Annotated in this window: 17 protein-coding genes and 12 tRNA genes; 23 read left to right on the top strand and 6 right to left on the bottom strand. The window is 46.7% G+C overall.

The window, feature by feature from the left end; translation table 11 throughout:
- Window positions 1–23 precede the first annotated feature (23 nt).
- Window positions 24–1130 carry a PilT/PilU family type 4a pilus ATPase gene (locus GT360_RS02140; protein ID WP_164649546.1) on the bottom strand — a complete coding sequence of 369 codons (1107 nt, stop codon included), beginning with the start codon at window positions 1128–1130 and terminating at the stop codon, window positions 24–26.
- Between the two features lie 24 nt (window positions 1131–1154).
- Entirely contained in the window at window positions 1155–2195 is a 1041-nt protein-coding gene (locus GT360_RS02135) for a type IV pilus twitching motility protein PilT (RefSeq protein WP_164647293.1), read from the bottom strand.
- A gap of 24 nt (window positions 2196–2219) precedes the next feature.
- Between GT360_RS02135 and GT360_RS02130 the strand changes: the two genes are divergently transcribed.
- The 7 genes from GT360_RS02130 to hemW are packed head-to-tail and all read left to right on the top strand — an operon-like array spanning window position 2220 to window position 6935.
- On the top strand, window positions 2220–2930 hold the full coding sequence (locus GT360_RS02130) for a YggS family pyridoxal phosphate-dependent enzyme (protein ID WP_164647292.1): 711 nt from the start codon (window positions 2220–2222) through the stop codon (window positions 2928–2930).
- A gap of 8 nt (window positions 2931–2938) precedes the next feature.
- On the top strand, window positions 2939–3757 hold the full coding sequence (gene proC, locus GT360_RS02125; RefSeq protein ID WP_164647291.1) for a pyrroline-5-carboxylate reductase: 819 nt from the start codon (window positions 2939–2941) through the stop codon (window positions 3755–3757).
- A gap of 56 nt (window positions 3758–3813) precedes the next feature.
- Entirely contained in the window at window positions 3814–4371 is a 558-nt protein-coding gene (locus tag GT360_RS02120) for a YggT family protein (protein WP_164647290.1), read from the top strand.
- Window positions 4371–4661: a DUF167 family protein YggU gene (gene yggU, locus GT360_RS02115; RefSeq protein ID WP_164647289.1), complete on the top strand. Its 291-nt coding sequence runs from the start codon at window positions 4371–4373 to the stop codon at window positions 4659–4661. Before GT360_RS02120 ends, yggU begins: the two co-directional genes overlap by 1 nt.
- Before the next feature lie 52 nt (window positions 4662–4713).
- Complete coding sequence (locus GT360_RS02110; protein WP_164647288.1) at window positions 4714–5145, top strand: DUF4426 domain-containing protein; 432 nt, start codon at window positions 4714–4716, stop codon at window positions 5143–5145.
- 13 nt (window positions 5146–5158) lie between these two features.
- Complete coding sequence (locus GT360_RS02105) at window positions 5159–5749, top strand: XTP/dITP diphosphatase (RefSeq protein WP_164647287.1); 591 nt, start codon at window positions 5159–5161, stop codon at window positions 5747–5749.
- Between the two features lie 7 nt (window positions 5750–5756).
- The gene (gene hemW, locus GT360_RS02100) at window positions 5757–6935 is read left to right on the top strand and encodes a radical SAM family heme chaperone HemW (protein ID WP_164647286.1); all 1179 of its coding nucleotides are present in this window, start codon (window positions 5757–5759) and stop codon (window positions 6933–6935) included.
- Window positions 6936–7213: 278 nt separating this feature from the next.
- Here hemW and glsB read toward each other — a convergent pair whose 3' ends face one another.
- The 3 genes from glsB to trmB form a co-directional block, all read right to left on the bottom strand.
- Window positions 7214–8131 (bottom strand): glutaminase B, encoded by a 918-nt coding sequence (gene glsB / locus GT360_RS02095; RefSeq protein ID WP_164647285.1) that lies wholly within the window; start codon window positions 8129–8131, stop codon window positions 7214–7216.
- 71 nt (window positions 8132–8202) lie between these two features.
- A complete protein-coding gene (locus GT360_RS02090) occupies window positions 8203–9231 on the bottom strand; it encodes a TRM11 family SAM-dependent methyltransferase (protein WP_164647284.1) in 1029 nt (342 codons plus the stop codon).
- Between the two features lie 11 nt (window positions 9232–9242).
- Window positions 9243–9962, bottom strand: a complete 720-nt coding sequence (trmB, locus tag GT360_RS02085) for a tRNA (guanosine(46)-N7)-methyltransferase TrmB (RefSeq protein WP_164647283.1) — start codon at window positions 9960–9962, stop codon at window positions 9243–9245.
- Window positions 9963–10158: 196 nt separating this feature from the next.
- Between trmB and mutY the strand changes: the two genes are divergently transcribed.
- The 16 genes from mutY to GT360_RS02005 all read left to right on the top strand — a co-directional run bounded on the left by mutY (window position 10159) and on the right by GT360_RS02005 (window position 16300).
- Window positions 10159–11226: an A/G-specific adenine glycosylase gene (mutY, locus tag GT360_RS02080; protein ID WP_164647282.1), complete on the top strand. Its 1068-nt coding sequence runs from the start codon at window positions 10159–10161 to the stop codon at window positions 11224–11226.
- Window positions 11223–11495 (top strand): oxidative damage protection protein, encoded by a 273-nt coding sequence (locus tag GT360_RS02075; RefSeq protein WP_164647281.1) that lies wholly within the window; start codon window positions 11223–11225, stop codon window positions 11493–11495. Before mutY ends, GT360_RS02075 begins: the two co-directional genes overlap by 4 nt.
- A 68-nt stretch (window positions 11496–11563) precedes the next feature.
- Window positions 11564–12703 (top strand): membrane-bound lytic murein transglycosylase MltC, encoded by a 1140-nt coding sequence (gene mltC, locus GT360_RS02070; protein WP_164647280.1) that lies wholly within the window; start codon window positions 11564–11566, stop codon window positions 12701–12703.
- Window positions 12704–12804: 101 nt separating this feature from the next.
- Window positions 12805–12880 (top strand) — tRNA-Phe (locus GT360_RS02065).
- Between the two features lie 54 nt (window positions 12881–12934).
- A tRNA-Thr gene (locus GT360_RS02060) sits at window positions 12935–13010 on the top strand.
- Between the two features lie 7 nt (window positions 13011–13017).
- Window positions 13018–13093: transfer RNA gene (locus tag GT360_RS02055), tRNA-Phe, on the top strand.
- A 39-nt stretch (window positions 13094–13132) separates the two neighbouring features.
- Window positions 13133–13208 (top strand) — tRNA-Asn (locus tag GT360_RS02050).
- Window positions 13209–13259: 51 nt separating this feature from the next.
- Window positions 13260–13335, top strand: a tRNA-Thr gene (locus tag GT360_RS02045).
- A gap of 7 nt (window positions 13336–13342) precedes the next feature.
- Window positions 13343–13418: transfer RNA gene (locus GT360_RS02040), tRNA-Phe, on the top strand.
- Window positions 13419–13457: 39 nt separating this feature from the next.
- Window positions 13458–13533 (top strand) — tRNA-Asn (locus tag GT360_RS02035).
- 409 nt (window positions 13534–13942) lie between these two features.
- Window positions 13943–15568: a methyl-accepting chemotaxis protein gene (locus GT360_RS02030; protein ID WP_164647279.1), complete on the top strand. Its 1626-nt coding sequence runs from the start codon at window positions 13943–13945 to the stop codon at window positions 15566–15568.
- A gap of 231 nt (window positions 15569–15799) precedes the next feature.
- Window positions 15800–15875, top strand: a tRNA-Phe gene (locus GT360_RS02025).
- A gap of 54 nt (window positions 15876–15929) precedes the next feature.
- Window positions 15930–16005: transfer RNA gene (locus GT360_RS02020), tRNA-Thr, on the top strand.
- Between the two features lie 8 nt (window positions 16006–16013).
- A tRNA-Asn gene (locus GT360_RS02015) sits at window positions 16014–16089 on the top strand.
- Window positions 16090–16140: 51 nt separating this feature from the next.
- A tRNA-Thr gene (locus GT360_RS02010) sits at window positions 16141–16216 on the top strand.
- Window positions 16217–16224: 8 nt separating this feature from the next.
- Window positions 16225–16300, top strand: a tRNA-Asn gene (locus GT360_RS02005).
- 274 nt (window positions 16301–16574) lie between these two features.
- Here the strand turns inward: GT360_RS02005 and GT360_RS02000 are convergent.
- Window positions 16575–17321, bottom strand: a complete 747-nt coding sequence (locus tag GT360_RS02000) for a 1-acylglycerol-3-phosphate O-acyltransferase (RefSeq protein WP_164647278.1) — start codon at window positions 17319–17321, stop codon at window positions 16575–16577.
- Window positions 17322–17343: the final 22 nt, after the last annotated feature.

Below are 17343 nucleotides of genomic sequence, written 5' to 3'. Positions count from 1 at the left end.
TACGTTCTGAAGGCCATATCCGATTAATCCATATCAATCTTCACGTCAGATAGGCTTCCACCAGAAAAACCGTCACCACGCTGCGTCTTGAGCATCAAACGTAAGTCATTGGCAGAGTCTGCACTATGCAGTGCATCTTCTTCATTGATCTTGTCGTCTATCACAAGCTGATACAGCGCTTGATCAAACGTCTGCATTCCAACTTCTTTTGAGCGAGCCATGGTCGGTTTAAGCTCATGCAGGTCACCACGACGGATCAAGTCAGATACCCTTAGGCTATTCAGCAGCACCTCAAACACACCATGCCGCCCCTTACCATGCTTATCGCGAATGAGCTGCTGCCCTATCACCCCTTTTAGATTTATAGAGAGATCAAACAGGAACTGCTCACGCTGCTCTTTTGGCATGAGATGCAAGATTCGCTCGAGTGCTTGGTTAGCATTATTAGCGTGCAATGTTGCCATACATAAGTGGCCCGTTTCAGCAAAGGTCATGGCATACTCCATTGTCTCACGACTGCGGATCTCACCAATCAAGACCATATCTGGAGCCTGGCGCAATGAGTTTTTCAGCGCAACCTCAAAGCTTTCTGTATCAAGGCCAACTTCACGCTGAGTGACAATACAGCGCTTATGCTCGTGGACGAACTCAATCGGGTCTTCTACCGTTAAGATATGCCCGGTACGATGAGTATTCCGGTAGCCTGTCATTGCTGCCATCGTGGTGGACTTACCCGAACCGGTCGCTCCAACCACCAGTACAAGCCCGCGCTTCGCGATGGAAAGATCTTGCAGCACGTCTGGCAACTTAAGATCGTCAAAGGTAGGAATATTGGTTTCAATGCGACGTATTACCGCGCCTGGCAGCTCTCGCTGGTAAAAAGCACTGACACGAAAACGACCAATATCGCGTACTACCGCAAAGTTCGCTTCGCGTTGCTTGTGATACTCAACGAGACGATCTTGGTCCATCATAGGCTCAAGAAGCGCTAACACGTCGTGTTCTGAGAGTTTCTCTCCTTGGGCACGCAACTCACCATCGACTCGCAGCAACACAGGTGCACCAACGGTAATATAGATATCAGAAGCCTTGTTCTCGAGCATGGCTCCTAAATAGTGATCAATTTTCATTTCTGCAGCCATAGACATCGCTCCCTAGAAGATCGGCCCAGAGTCGGTTTCAATTTTACGCGCGACTTCATCAGGATCAACTAAGCCTTTCGACAGCAACTGCTTAGAATTCTGTTCCATCGTCTGCATACCATGCGCGGCCCCCGTTTGAATGATCGAGTACATTTGCGCCACTTTATCTTCGCGGATCAAGTTGCGAATCGCCGGGGTGGCCATCATGATCTCATGACAAGCGACACGTCCGCCACCCACTCGTTTAAGGAGCTTCTGAGCAATGACTGCACGCAGAGACTCAGAGAGCATCGAGCGCACCATATCCTTATCACTGCCCGGGAACACATCGATAATACGGTCGATCGTTTTTGCTGCTGAGCTCGTGTGGAGCGTGCCGAACACCAAATGCCCCGTTTCTGCTGCGGTTAAAGCTAAGCTGATCGTCTCTTGATCTCGCAGCTCCCCCACTAAAATGACATCCGGATCTTCACGCAGCGCACTACGCAACGCATTCTTGAAACTGTGTGTATCGCGGTGAACTTCTCGCTGGTTGATCAAGCACTTGTTGTTGGTATGAACAAACTCGATCGGATCTTCAATCGTGAGAATATGTTTATTGTGATTGCGGTTAACATAGTCCACCATTGCCGCTAGTGTAGTTGACTTACCCGAACCAGTTGGGCCTGTAACCAGCACCAGTCCTTTTTCATAATTGGCAATTTGCTCAAACACGGCTGGAGCATCAAGCTGCTCCAACGTCGGAATCACCGTTGGGATGGTTCGAAATACCGCAGAGCAGCCACGCGACTGGTTAAATGCATTGACACGAAATCGTCCTACATTGGGTAGCTCAAAAGAAAAGTCGATTTCTAGCTTCTCCTCAAACTCACTTCGCTGAGCATCGTTCATGATCTCAAACACCAAACGGTGCACATCTGCATGGCTGAAGGCGGGCACTCCTAGCTTTCTCACTTCACCGTCAATACGCACCATTGGCGGAACTCCTGCAGAAAGGTGTAGATCTGACGCATTATGCTTTACACTAAAATCCAGTAACTCAGCGATATCCATATAAATTCCTTGGTTTCATAAACTATGAGTAGTATTCAACAAAACATCGAACATATCACTTCACAAATTCACAGTGCAGAGCAAAAGTGTGGACGAGCTCGTGACTCTGTGCAATTGCTGGCGGTCAGTAAAACCAAACCTAACCAAGCAATATTAGAAGCCGCACACGCAGGACAGCGAATGTTTGGTGAGAACTATGTCCAAGAAGGTGTCGATAAGGTTCAGTTCTTTAACCATAACCACCCAGATTTAACGATTGAGTGGCACTTCATCGGGCCCATTCAATCCAACAAGACTCGCCATGTTGCTGAGCATTTTGCTTGGGTACATACCATTGACCGTGCCAAAACTGCACAACGCCTCAACGATCAAAGACCTGAGCATATGCCAGCGCTCCAAGTCCTATTACAGGTCAATACCAGTGGAGAAGCATCAAAATCAGGTTTGGACACAGACCAAATATTCGAGCTTGCTGAGTTGATTTCTCGCCTACCAAACCTCAAATTAAGAGGATTGATGTCGATTCCAGCCAATGTGACGGACTACAACTCACAGCTGGCTGCATTTAAGCAGCTGGCAGAGCTGAAAGATCAACTCAGCGAAAAACACCCAGACCTTGATACTCTATCGATGGGAATGAGTGGTGATATGGAAGCCGCGATTGAAGCCGGTAGTACCATTGTTCGTATTGGTACCGCTATCTTTGGTGCGCGTGATTACGCTAACAAGAATTAGAGATAATAATGGAACATAAGCATATTGCCTTTATTGGGGCGGGCAACATGGCTCGCTCAATTATTGCTGGACTCAAAGCGAGCGGCTACCCATCAAACCTGATTACCGCCACCGCACCAAGCCAAAGCACTCGTGATGCTCTAGCTAGCGAATTTGGTGTCAATACCACAGTGGACAATGAGCAAGCAGCAAAGCTTGCTGATGTCATCGTGCTAGCGGTTAAGCCACAAATGATGGCACTCGTGGGAGAAGGACTTAAAGAGGTCAACTGGAGCAATAAACTCGTTATCTCAATCGCCGCCGGTATTAATTGCCAGCGCCTTGAAGAGATGCTTGGCAGTAAACTCAACCTCGTACGCGTGATGCCAAATACACCTTCTCTGGTTGGAGAAGGCATGAGTGGCTTATATGCTCCAGAAAGCGTCATACAAACCGATCGTGATTTTGCTCACCAGTTAATGCAAGCCGTCGGTGAGGTGTGCTGGGTTGAGCAAGAGTCGGGCATCAACAACATCATCGCAGCAGCAGGTAGCTCACCTGCTTACTTCTTCCTTTTCATGGAAGCGATGCAAAAAGAGGCGATTGCTCAGGGCTTTAGTGCCGAAACGGCACGCTTACTGGTTCAGCAATCAGCATTAGGTGCAGCGAAACTTGTCGCCGCCAAACCAGAGCTTGAACTATCAACGCTTCGCGAACAAGTCACCTCAAAAGGTGGCACCACCGCAGAAGCTCTACGTACCTTTAACGAATCTCAGCTTTCCGATATTGTATCGAAAGCAATGCGCGCAGCTGTTGCTCGTGCAGAAGAAATGGAATCACTGATTTAAAACTCTACTCTCTCACTACGAATAAAGTGAGATGGTCACTGCTGTAAGGGCTAACTATGAACTCAATGAGTTTTCTAATTTCTACACTGTTCGACCTGTATATCATGGTCGTTATTCTGCGCATTTGGCTGCAAGCTGCTCGCGCTGATTTTTACAATCCATTCTCTCAATTTATCGTCAAAGCAACCCAACCGGTTGTTGGCCCACTGCGTCGAGTCATTCCCTCCATCGGCAGCCTTGATCTAGCAACTCTACTGTTTGCTTATGTTTTGTGTGTCGTAAAATTTGCAGCGCTAGTGATGCTAGCATCTCAAGGTGCAGTCGCATTCAGTCTGGACTACCTATACCTCGGCTTCTTAGCGCTTGTAAAAGCAGCAGGCGGCTTGTTGTTCTGGGTCCTACTACTGCGTGCAATTTTAAGCTGGGTAAGCCAGGGACGTAGTCCAATAGAGTATGTGTTCCACCAGCTGACAGAACCAATGCTAGCGCCAATTCGTCGCATTATCCCAGCAATGGGTGGCTTTGATTTTAGTGTTTTGGTGCTATTCATTGTCCTGCAGTTTGCTAACTTCCTGATGGGCGATATCATTGGTCCAATCTGGTTCCGACTATAGTGGCACAAGCAGCATGGTTGGATGGGGATGACCTACTACTCAGGCTCTACATCCAACCCAAAGCCAGTCGAGATGCATTGGTAGGACTACATGGCGATGAGTTAAAAGTTGCGATTACTGCTCCACCGGTCGATGGCAAAGCCAATGCTCATTTGACTAAGTATCTGTCGAAACAATTTAAGGTATCCAAAGGTTCAATCCATATTGAAAAAGGTGAGTTAGGTCGGCACAAACAGTTGCGCGTGAGCTCACCTAACCAGATACCCGAAGAGATTGAAGCCATCCTATGATGGCTTTTTTCGTATTAGCTTCTGACCCCTATCAATTTTGTAAGGATATAAAATGAAACGCTGGATGTTATTGCTATTGACTGCTCTGATTTGCTCACCAAGCTGGGCTGGACAGTATCAAACCTTTAAAAATGTCGAGGTTCACTACTCTGCATTCAACTCTACGTTCCTGGCTCCCAAAGTCGCGCGTAGCTACAATCTCAAGCGGAACGGCTACTCTGCTCTACTCAACATCAGCGTACTTGATAGCGGCTCACTTGGTAAACCCGCCACCACGGCTAAACTCAGTGGTAGCGCCCGCAACCTCATTGGTAACACGAAAAAGCTCACTTTTCGCGAAGTGAAAGAGGGAGATGCGATATACTATCTCGCAGAGTTTTCCATCACCAATGAAGAAACGTTGACGTTTAACATTGATGTGAACGCAGGCAATAAAGGGACAGGCAAGCTGACCTTTACCCAAAAATTTTATGTAGAAGAGTAATCTGAGTATAGCTATGAAAAAAATCGTATTGGCGACCGGCAACCAAGGTAAAGTTCGTGAGATGGCGGATTTATTATCTGACTTTGGCTTTGAAGTACTGGCACAAAGTGAGTTCAACGTCTCTGATGTGGCGGAAACAGGGACAACGTTTATCGAAAATGCGATTATAAAAGCACGTCACGCCGCGAAAGAGACGGGGCTTGCAGCGATTGCCGATGACTCAGGTTTAGAAGTCGACTTTCTGAAAGGGGCACCGGGTATCTACTCTGCTCGTTATGCTGGCGAAGGTGCTTCTGACCAACAAAATCTAGAAAAGCTATTGGATGCAATGAAAGGCGTACCAGAGGCTGAGCGCACTGCTCGCTTTCACTGTGTGCTGGTTCTAATGAAGCATGAAAACGATCCAACACCGATCGTCTGCCACGGAAAATGGGAAGGCCGCATTCTAGAGAAAGCCGATGGCGAAAATGGCTTTGGCTATGATCCTGTTTTCTTTGTACCGGAAGACAACTGCTCCTCTGCACAACTTGAGCCTGCACGTAAAAAGCAGTTGTCTCATCGTGGTAAGGCGCTAACAGCACTATTTGCTGAGCTATCAAAGTAACTCGCTCATGACTCAACTTGTCCCACCAGCGCTGAGCCTCTATGTACACATTCCTTGGTGTGTACAAAAGTGCCCCTATTGTGATTTTAACTCACATGCCCTCAAAACGGATATTCCAGAGCAAGAGTATATTCAAGCCCTGCTCGAAGACTTAGACACCGATATCGACAAATATGCCCTGGCCGCAGCACCAAGATCCTTACATTCAATCTTTATTGGTGGCGGCACACCTAGCCTGATTTCACCGCAAGGTATCCAATCACTACTTGAAGGGATACAGCAACGCATCCCTTTTAAGCCTGGTATCGAAATCACCATGGAAGCCAATCCGGGCACAATTGAAGCGGAACGATTTGCTGGTTATCAACGAGCTGGGGTGACTCGTATATCTATCGGTGTACAGAGCTTTGAGCAAGATAAGTTGGAGCGTCTAGGGCGAATCCATGGTCAGCAAGAAGCGGTCAATGCGGCTAACTTAGCACACACTATTGGACTCAATAGCTTCAACTTAGATCTCATGCATGGTCTGCCAGACCAATCCGTAGAGCAGGCTCTAGCCGACCTCGATAAAGCGATTGAACTGGCTCCACCACACCTGTCGTGGTATCAGCTCACCATTGAGCCAAATACAATGTTTTACTACAAAACACCGACACTGCCTGACGACGATGATTTATGGGATATTTTTGAGTTAGGGCATGAGAGGTTAAAGAAAGCTGGCTATGTCCAGTATGAGATCTCTGGCTATAGCAAACCAGGTTACCAATGCCAGCACAACCTCAACTACTGGCGGTTTGGCGATTATCTGGGTATTGGCTGCGGCGCTGCGGGTAAAATCAGCTTTGCAGATGGACGCATTGTCCGCACCACCAAAATCAAGCATCCACGTGGATACCTGAGTGCTTATAAAAATCTCACCAAGCCCTACCTATCTGATGAGCAGCTCGTCGCTGACACAGACCGTCCATTTGAGTTCTTTATGAATCGATTCAGGCTGATGGAGGCCTGCCCTAAACAAGATTTTCTTGATACTACTGGGCTTGGATTTGATGCCATTGAAGAGACCATCAACTGGGCAATAGAGATAGACTATCTGTCTGAGACCGATACACACTGGCAAATCACCGAGAAAGGGAAGCTGTTTTTGAATGATTTGTTGGAAGCGTTTATGGGTGAGGATGAGTAAATAAAATCTGATCCAAACAACAAAGGGTTAGTGAATGTTAGCACTACCCCTTTGTTCGTTAATTCGGCGCGAGTTGAACTCAAACCTATGTAATATCGAAACTTTCGTAATATTGAATCTTTCACGTCACCCTGAATTTATTTCAAGGTCTACCTAAAGTGCTTCTTCTGCTCTGTGATAGCAGACCAGAAGATATTGAAACAAGTTCAATATGACAATATCGAGTTCAATATGACAATAACGAGTTCCATGTCTGGCCATTGAGAAGTGATCACTTTCTAGAATATCGAACGCCCAATACGCTCAGACAAAATCTCCAGCGCCTTTGTGCCTGCCAGCGAATTACCTGACGCATCGAGCTCGGGCGACCAAACCGCGATCGTCATTTCCCCCGGCACAACCGCAATAATACCGCCACCTACACCAGACTTTCCTGGCATACCGACCCGATAAGCAAACTCACCCGCACCGTCATACAGACCACACGTTGCTAACAGCGCATTTAACTGTTTGGTCTGGGTAGGCGTCACAATCTGTTTTTGGGTTTGTACTGATGTGCCTTTATTAGCGAGATAGCTAAAAGTCTTGGCTAAATCAGCGCAACTCATCTTAAGCGCGCAAGCATGGAAATAGTTATTTAATACCGGAATCACATCATTACTAAAGTTGCCAAATGAACGCATAAGGTAAGCTATCGCTGCATTACGATCACTGTGTAGCATCTCTGAGGCCGCAACGACCTTGTCATAGACGATGTGACTATCACCTGAAAGCTGCCTTGCAAACTCAAGCAAACGCTGCCTTGGCGCTGACAGGCGCGACTGAAGCAGGTCAGCAACCACTATTGCCCCTGCATTAATAAACGGGTTACGTGGTATTCCTTGCTCCATTTCAAGCTGAATCATAGAATTAAATGCCTGACCTGAGGGCTCTTTCCCAACGCGAGACCAAATCTCCTCCGGCTGATAAATCCCCATGGCCAACGTTAAGCTCAATGCCTTAGAAATTGACTGAATTGAAAACGCCTCATCAGCATCACCCGATTTGATCAGCTCTCCTTCATTGGTAAACACCGCAATCGCCAGTTTCGACGCGGGGATTTTCGCCAATGCAGGAATATAGTCTGCGACTTTACCTTGCCCAATCAGTGGGCGAACTTCCTCTAATACTGAATCAAGGATCTCTTGAGTTGGCATTGCTTCACTTCCATCTAAGACAAAAAGAGCCAGCAAATTGCTGGCTCTAATAAACACAAAACGAAACCGTTCTAAGGTTTAACAGCAACAATGACATTGCGATTGATCGACTGGTCAACTCGGTGCAAGTAGCCGGTATATGGTGCTTCGTCCATTACCTTCCAACCTTGCGATTCGAACAGTTGTGCCAAATCTTTCCATTTAAGCGTGAACTCATTAAAAGATAGCACGACCGCACCATTTTTCTTGAGCACCTTCTTCCACGCAGGCAACGCTTCCGCGAGTAGCTCGTTTGGGCTACGGTTTAGTTTGCTATCTTTGGCGTTTTTGCTGCCGTGTTGTACGCCATATGGCAAATCTGACACCATCACATCGACCGAGTTCTTTTTCACGATGAGGTCTGCTTGACGAGTATCCGCAGCATACAACTTCATTGACTGGCTATTGCCTGAGGCAAACAACTCTTTGCTCGCCGCCGCATCCAGAACAAAACCCTCGGCCACTTTCTTACCTTCCACCGTGCGTTTATCTTTGCCCGCCTTATGCTTAAAGCGACCGTTTTTCATAAACTTAACGATAAAAGTTTGGATCTCTTGTACCCATTTGGCATTGATCTCAACGCCAACAACGTTCATACCTTGGATCAGCCCTTCATATAGGGTTGTCCCTTTACCACACATAGGATCCATCAACGTCACTGTCTCACTGCCTGTTTTGGCAGCGCTGACGCCTAGGTTCACCATTAAGCGAGTAAACTGCTCATTGGTTTTACCCGTGTAACGCAAAATCTGGCTCATGCTTTCAGGGAACGTATTGTGGGTAGGAACCGCCAACGGTTTCAACAAACCACCGTCCACCACCTCAAACAATGCATAGTAGATGGAAGACGCCGCAATTTTCTTCATCTGAGCATCTGTTAACTCGTCCTGACAAGAAAAAACGATAGCAGCAGGCAAACCCACCGCTTTGTCTTCGATGCGGAAAAGCTCAACGCCCTGAGACTCAAGCATCGCCTGCAATTCAGAGCGAGCAATCTCAAGTGCACTATCGAAGTAGATACGGTTGTGTCCTGGGTTTGCCAGAATCGCGTACAACGACATAAGATCTTCCTTTACGCAGTGCGTTTAAACTTGATGTCCCACACACCATGACCTAGACGGTGACCGCGAGCTTCAAATTTAGTCAACGGACGCTCTTCTGGGCGAGGAACAAAGTCACCATCGGCTGCGATGTTCGCGAAGCCAGGCGCCTCATTCATCACTTCAATCATGTGTTCAGCGTAGTTTTCCCAGTCTGTTGCCATGTGGAAGATACCGTGCTCAGGGATCAACTTAGTACGCACCATCTCTGCGAAATCGAGCTGTACGATACGGCGTTTGTGGTGACGTTTTTTGTGCCAAGGGTCAGGGAAGAACAGTTGCAGTGTGCTCAAGCTCGACTCTGGAATCATGTTCGCGAACACCTCTACCGCGTCGTGACACATAACACGAAGGTTCGTGACACCCGCATCACGCGCATCAGCAAGACATGCACCAACGCCAGGGCTGTGAACTTCAATACCGATAAAGTTTTTCTCTGGCGCATTTTTTGCCATTTCAACCAGTGAAGCCCCCATACCAAAACCGATTTCCAGTACCACTGGGTTGTCGTTACCGAAGACCTCTTTCCAATCGAGAAGCTGTTCTTGGTAATCAATACCCATTGTTGGCCAACACTCGTTCATCGCGTTTTCTTGGCCCTTGGTTAGACGACCTTCGCGACGCACAAAGCTACGTACTTTGCGGATCAACTTGCCATCTTCATTGTATTCGTTAGTGGTCACTTCACTCATGGTTTATGCCTGTTCAAAATGCGCTCAAATCAAAGGGATTGTGATTATCCAAAGAATCGCTAGCGGTGCAAGTAATATCGACATTTTCGCGTCAGTTACGCGCTCAATACCCACAAAAAATGTCCGATTTACATCCAACGCCTGACGTGATTCAATTTTGCGATAATTATAGACTGAAATAACCGAGCTTGATGTTGTGACTCCTTTTGCCCAAGCCATACTCGACTGGTATGAACGATATGGCCGTAAAGAACTGCCTTGGCAGCAAAACAAAACCGCCTACAGTGTTTGGCTGTCGGAAATTATGCTGCAGCAAACCCAAGTCGCTACGGTAATTCCTTATTACCAGCGATTTCTGGAGAAATTTCCAACGGTGATAGACCTTGCCAACGCAGACCAAGATGAGGTGCTGCATTTATGGACAGGGCTTGGCTACTATGCCCGCGCTAGAAACCTGCATAAAGCGGCAAAAGCCGTTGTTAACGAGCATAATGGTGAGTTCCCATTGGATATTGAGCAGCTAAATGCCCTACCCGGAATTGGTCGCTCTACCGCCGCTGCTGTCTTATCTTCGGTCTACAAACAGCCGCACGCCATTCTCGATGGCAACGTAAAACGCACCCTTGCACGTGCTTTCGCTGTGGAAGGCTGGCCGGGCAAAAAGAGTGTCGAAAACCAACTTTGGCACTATGCGGAGCAGCATACTCCCAATGTCGATGTTGATAAGTACAATCAAGCTATGATGGATATGGGGGCGATGGTCTGCACCCGCTCGAAACCCAAATGCAGCTTGTGTCCTATCAGTGAGGTATGTAAAGCCAACGCCCAAGGTAACCCGCTCGACTACCCAGGCAAAAAGCCGAAAAAAGAGAAGCCGATTAAAGAGACATGGTTTGTCATGGTGCACTATCAAGGTCAGGTTTGGTTAGAGCAAAGGCCACAAACGGGTATCTGGGGCGGACTATTCTGCTTCCCTCAATCAGAACACACGGATATTACAGGCAGCCTAGAGCATTTAGGTATTGATCAATCATCGATTGCTGAGCAGCGTACCTTGGTTGCCTTTCGTCATACATTTAGCCACTACCACCTAGACATAACACCAGTGTTAGTAGAGCTAACGCAACAACCCAATGTGATCATGGAAGACAACCAAGGTCTCTGGTATAACTTATCTCAACCAAAAGAAATCGGCTTAGCAGCACCAGTAAAACAACTACTCGAAAGCTTGCCGTTTGAACTGAACAACAAGGAGTCACTATGAGCCGCACCGTTTTATGTGCTCGACTAAAACAAGAGCTAGAAGGGATGGACTTCCAACTCTACCCTGGAGAGTTAGGTAAGCGTATCTTTGATAACATTTCCAAGCAGGCTTGGGGCGAGTGGCAACATAAGCAAACAATGCTGATCAATGAAAAGAAGTTAAACATGATGGATCCAGAGCACCGTAAGCTTCTTGAAACAGAGATGGTCAACTTCCTGTTTGAGGGTAAAGACGTTCACATCGAAGGCTACACGCCACCTTCTGAATAATCAGAATCATCAACACTATTTCAATGGCATCACGTTCTTTACTGATGTCATTGTTGTTTTAGGGAAATATGAAAAAAATAGCTGTTTTTTTGCTCGCGGCCTTGTCCGTTGGTTGCAGCCGCGAATTTGTTGAAGGTCTCTATGATGTTAACTACGAGCCGACAAACCGCTTTGCCAAAAATCTAGCCGAACTTCCAGGTCAGTTTGAGAAGGACACTCGTGCACTTGATGCTTTAATCAGCAGCTTCTCTGGCAACATTAAAAAGCGTTGGGGTAGCAACGAAGTCAAGGTGGCCGGTAAAAGTAACTATGTGAAGTACATCGACAACTACCTCAGCCGCGCTGAAGTTAACTTCGATCGCGGAACCATTATTATTGAAACCGTCTCACCAACCGAGCCAGAGAGACACCTAAAAAACGCTATTGTTACCACCCTACTGACCCCTGATGACCCCGCCAACGTTGATCTTTTCTCTTCTCGCGACATCAAACTTGAGGGACAACCTTTCCTCTACAGGCAGGTTGTCGACCAAGAGGGTAAAGCCATTCAATGGTCATGGCGCGCGAATCGTTTTGCTGATTATCTTATTGCCAACAAGATGAAAACCAAGAGTGTCGACTATAAAAAAGCACACTACGTTGAGATACCTATGGTGGAGAATCAGGTAGAGATCCGCAGTTACAAGTATGCTGATATCGTGCGCCAGGCGTCACGCAAGTATGACATTCCTGAAGATCTCATCTATGCCATTATTAAAACGGAAAGTAGCTTTAACCCCTACGCAGTAAGCTGGGCCAATGCCTATGGTTTAATGCAGGTTGTACCAAAAACTGCTGGCCGTGATGTATTCAATCTAGTTAAAAATAAGCCAGGTGAGCCAACGCCAGAATATCTTTTCGATCCAGTAAAAAACATTGATACCGGAACGGCCTACTTTTACATACTGAAAAATCGTTACTTGAAAGCGGTTGACCACCCACTCTCACTTGAATACAGCATGATCTCTGCATACAACGGTGGCACGGGGGGGGTACTCAATACCTTTGATAGGAACAGCCGCTCAAATGCGATGACAAGGTTAAACTCCCTGCAACCAAACCAAGTGTATTGGGCACTGACCAACAAACACTCCAATGCAGAAGCTCGCCGCTACCTAGAAAAAGTGACAAATTTCAAAAAGGAATTTAACGCGGGTAAAAACATTTAGCGACACTTGATTAAAAAAGCAGCCGTTACAGCACTTTTTTCTAATTATTGAAAAAAAGTGGTTGACGCAAAGGCTTAAAATCCGTTTAATAGCGCTCCGTTGCCCGGATAGCTCAGTCGGTAGAGCAGAGGATTGAAAATCCTCGTGTCGGTGGTTCGATTCCGCCTCCGGGCACCACAATTTAAAATTGTTGGTGCGTTGCACGGACAATTAGTTAAAAGAATATATTGCGCCGACTTAGCTCAGTAGGTAGAGCAACTGACTTGTAATCAGTAGGTCACCAGTTCGATTCCGGTAGTCGGCACCATTCTTTTGCCTCGATAGCTCAGTTGGTAGAGCAGCGGATTGAAAATCCGCGTGTCGGTGGTTCGACTCCGCCTCGAGGCACCATTATTTGGTGTTAAAGATAACATCTTTACACAAAATAATTCCCCCTTAGTTCAGTTGGTAGAACGGCGGACTGTTAATCCGTATGTCGCAGGTTCGAGTCCCGCAGGGGGAGCCATATTACAACGAATAGCTTTTTAGCTGTTCAATATTTAAAAAGATTTAGTGTGCCGACTTAGCTCAGTAGGTAGAGCAACTGACTTGTAATCAGTAGGTCACCAGTTCGATTCCGGTAGTCGGCACCATTCTTTTGCCTCGATAGCTCAGTTGGTAGAGCAGCGGATTGAAAATCCGCGTGTCGGTGGTTCGACTCCGCCTCGAGGCACCATTATTTGGTGTTAAAGATAACGTCTTTACACAAAATAATTCCCCCTTAGTTCAGTTGGTAGAACGGCGGACTGTTAATCCGTATGTCGCAGGTTCGAGTCCCGCAGGGGGAGCCACTTTTAAGAAAACCGTATCGCTAGATGCGGTTTTTTTTCGTCTGGAATCTGTGAACGGTGAATATGTCGCATCCGGATGGTTAGGCGGCAATCCGTCGGCCCGTGCGAGTCCCTCCCTATCTCTTTGAGCTCTAACTTGTTATCTCTTCCCAAATTCAATTCACCGAAACAGACACCACAGCAAGCACTCATTCACCCAGCAAATGCAACCTTATTTAATCTGCCACTAGCTTCAAATTCACACACTTCTTAACTAGTCAAAACTTATTTTGCATCGTAAATTTATAACCATCACGTTCGGTGTGCTTTGTTCGCTTCCCTGACCGTTCAAAGCAAAAGTGACAAATATATATCCCTTGAAGAAATGGCGGAAACAGACATCAAATGTACGCCTTAGGTAATAATTGAAATGAAGTTAAAAACCCAAACATACCTTTTATCTGGAGCTATCTTACTGGCTCTGGTAGCAGTGACCTTAATCGGGCTTTCCACACTGCGCATGGCAAGTAATCAAGATAACGCAACGCGCGTTACTGAATTATTCCGCAGCACCTACTCTACAATGGTTGAGATTGAGAACATGGCACGACGTGGTGAGATGAGCGAAACAGAAGCGAAAGAGCTTGCCACTCAACTACTGCGCTCAAATATTTACAACGACAGTGAGTATGTTTATGTCGCTGATGAAGATATGGTGTTCATCGCTGCGCCTTTGGACCCTGAGCTTCATGGTACTAGTTTCCATGACTTCAAAGATGCCAACGGGCACAGTGTCGCAGACATTCTGCTTCGCTCTATCTCATCGACCTCTCACGGTATTGCTGAATATGAATGGACTCAGCGTCAAGCAGATGGTTCAGTTGAAACCAAGTTCTCAACCGCCCAAAAGACGCCTAACTGGGGATGGGTGGTTGGCACTGGCATTGGCTTTGACGAAGTCAATGCCCGCTTTTGGGAAACAGCACGTTGGACACTGACACTATCTATTGTTATCGCTGCTATTCTGGCCACTATTATCTATATCGCAATTCGTCGTATGCTCAACCTCCTAGGGGGTGAACCTATTGCTGTACGTGAAGCGGTTCAATCTGTGGCAAAAGGCAATATTCAAACCTCATTTGATGAGATTGCGCCACAGGGCAGCATCTATGAGTCGGTTCAACACATGAGCATATCTCTAGCCCACCTAATCAACAATCTTGAGTCATCTATGCATGCCCTGCGAGATGAGCTAAATGACGTGGAGAATCGCTCAGCGACGCTGACTCAATTGACAGATACCCAACAAAAGTCAACCGCAATGATAGCGACCGCAATGACCGAGATGGCCTCTTCTGCTAACAACGTGGCTGACTCTGCGAGTGAGACTGCGCAAAATACCGATGAAGCCGATAAACAAAGTCGAGCAACTCAATCCTTGATTCATAATACCGTTGATAATATTGAAGGGCTTGCTACTCAGTTGGGCGCGGCTAGCCAAGCAGTATCTGAACTCGATAACAATGTGAACGATATTGTCAAAGTCCTTGATGTGATCGGTGATATCGCTGAGCAAACCAATCTACTCGCCCTCAACGCAGCCATTGAAGCAGCACGTGCTGGCGAGCAAGGCCGTGGTTTTGCCGTTGTTGCTGATGAGGTGCGAAATCTGGCAGGGCGAACTCAAGACAGTACTAAAGAGATTCAATTGATGATCAATAACCTTCAAGAGGGCTCGCGAAATGCTATCCATACCATGGACATCTGTGCAGAAACCAGTCAGAACACGGTTACTGTCTCGCAAAATGCCTCTCAAGCTCTACAACAAGTGGTCACGGCCCTTGAGAACATCACTGGCATGAGCCATCAAATTGCCACCGCTGCAGCTGAGCAAACACAAGTGAGTGATGACATCTCACAACGCATCAATATGATTGAAGGCAGTGGCAATGAGCTCAATAACGTTGTATCAAGCACTTACAGCAGTACACAAACGCTCACCTCGTTGGCAAATGAACTCGAAAACTGGGCAGCCAAGTTCAACGTACAGAAATAACGGCTCTCCCCCGTAAATAATAGTCACTAAAAGCACGCATTTTTGCGTGCTTTTTTATCGATTAAATTTAAATTGAATGAACATCAACCACTATCTAAGCCATACAAGCACTGTAATGAGTGATTTAAAGTGGCAAAAATAGCTCTTCGAGTATAGAAAACCATCAAACAGTATTTTTTTTGTATTTTAGTGTTGACCTAAAAGTCGAAAAACCGTTTAATACACCTCGTCGCCCGGATAGCTCAGTCGGTAGAGCAGAGGATTGAAAATCCTCGTGTCGGTGGTTCGATTCCGCCTCCGGGCACCACAATTTCTTAGTTGTTGGTGCTTAGCACGAACAGTGAGTAAAAGAATATAGTGTGCCGACTTAGCTCAGTAGGTAGAGCAACTGACTTGTAATCAGTAGGTCACCAGTTCGACTCCGGTAGTCGGCACCATTCTTTGTTCCCCCTTAGTTCAGTTGGTAGAACGGCGGACTGTTAATCCGTATGTCGCAGGTTCGAGTCCCGCAGGGGGAGCCATTTTACAACGAATAGCTTTTTAGCTGTTCTATATTTAAAAAGATAAAGCGTGCCGACTTAGCTCAGTAGGTAGAGCAACTGACTTGTAATCAGTAGGTCACCAGTTCGATTCCGGTAGTCGGCACCATTCTTTGTTCCCCCTTAGTTCAGTTGGTAGAACGGCGGACTGTTAATCCGTATGTCGCAGGTTCGAGTCCCGCAGGGGGAGCCATTTTTAAGAAAACCGTATCTTTAGATGCGGTTTTTTTTCGTCTGGAATCTGTGAACGGTGAATATGTCGCATCCGGATGGCCGGCCCGTTCGGGTCCCGCAGGGGGAGCCACTTTTAAGAAAACCGCATCTTTAGATGCGGTTTTTTTTCGCCTAAAATCCCTCAATAATTATTCCCTGCTCAACCTCTTCCCTTTACTCGTAATCCAGGCAAAAAAAAAGACAGAAGCACTTGCCAGTACTCCTGCCTTTCTTATCAACTTGTGCTGTTCGCGTTAAGCTTTTGCTTCAATACCTTCAGCTTTATTTCGCTGTGCGACTTCTTCATTCAGCGCATTGAGCTTAGTTTCCATCTCATTGCGGCACACCTCAGCAAGCTTGCGTACCTCGCCCTTGTCGTAGCCCTCAGAGCTAATCGGTGGTAGCATTTCGACGATCACATGCCCATTGTTCCAGCGATTAAGCTTAATACCGTCAGTCGAGCTACATACAATAGGAATAATAGGCAGCTCGGCTCCGATCGCAGCATGGAAAGCACCGGTTTTAAATGACAGCAAACCACGACCACGAGAGCGAGTTCCTTCTGGGAACATCCACACAGAAACGTCACTACTCTTCATCTTATTGATCACCTGATCAATCGTGCCTACCGCTTTAGAGCGATTGGCGCGGTCAATAAGAATATTGCCACTCAGCCAGTAAAGTTGACCAAATAGAGGCATCCAAGCAATGCTCTTTTTACCTACCGTCACGACTTTTGGCGTCACCGCTGAAGACACGGTAAACATATCCCAGTTGTTCTGGTGGTTAGCCACGTAGATGTGCTGCCCACGAGTATAAGCATCTTCTGGAATACGTAGCTCTAGTTTAAAACCGAAGATAGGTGCCATTTTGTTAAATAGGCGACCCACATTAAACACATTCTTTGGATTGCGTGGGCTCAGTAAGCAGTATCCACAGCCAAAGACAAACATCACAACCGCAAACACAGCGACGGCGAAAATACGAAATAGTGCTACCATTATTCTCTCCAGGTACAACACG

It is taken from the genome of Vibrio astriarenae, assembly GCF_010587385.1.
In the GTDB taxonomy this organism is placed as follows: Bacteria; Pseudomonadota; Gammaproteobacteria; order Enterobacterales; family Vibrionaceae; genus Vibrio; species Vibrio astriarenae.
This window is presented reverse-complemented; position numbering and strand designations above follow the sequence as displayed.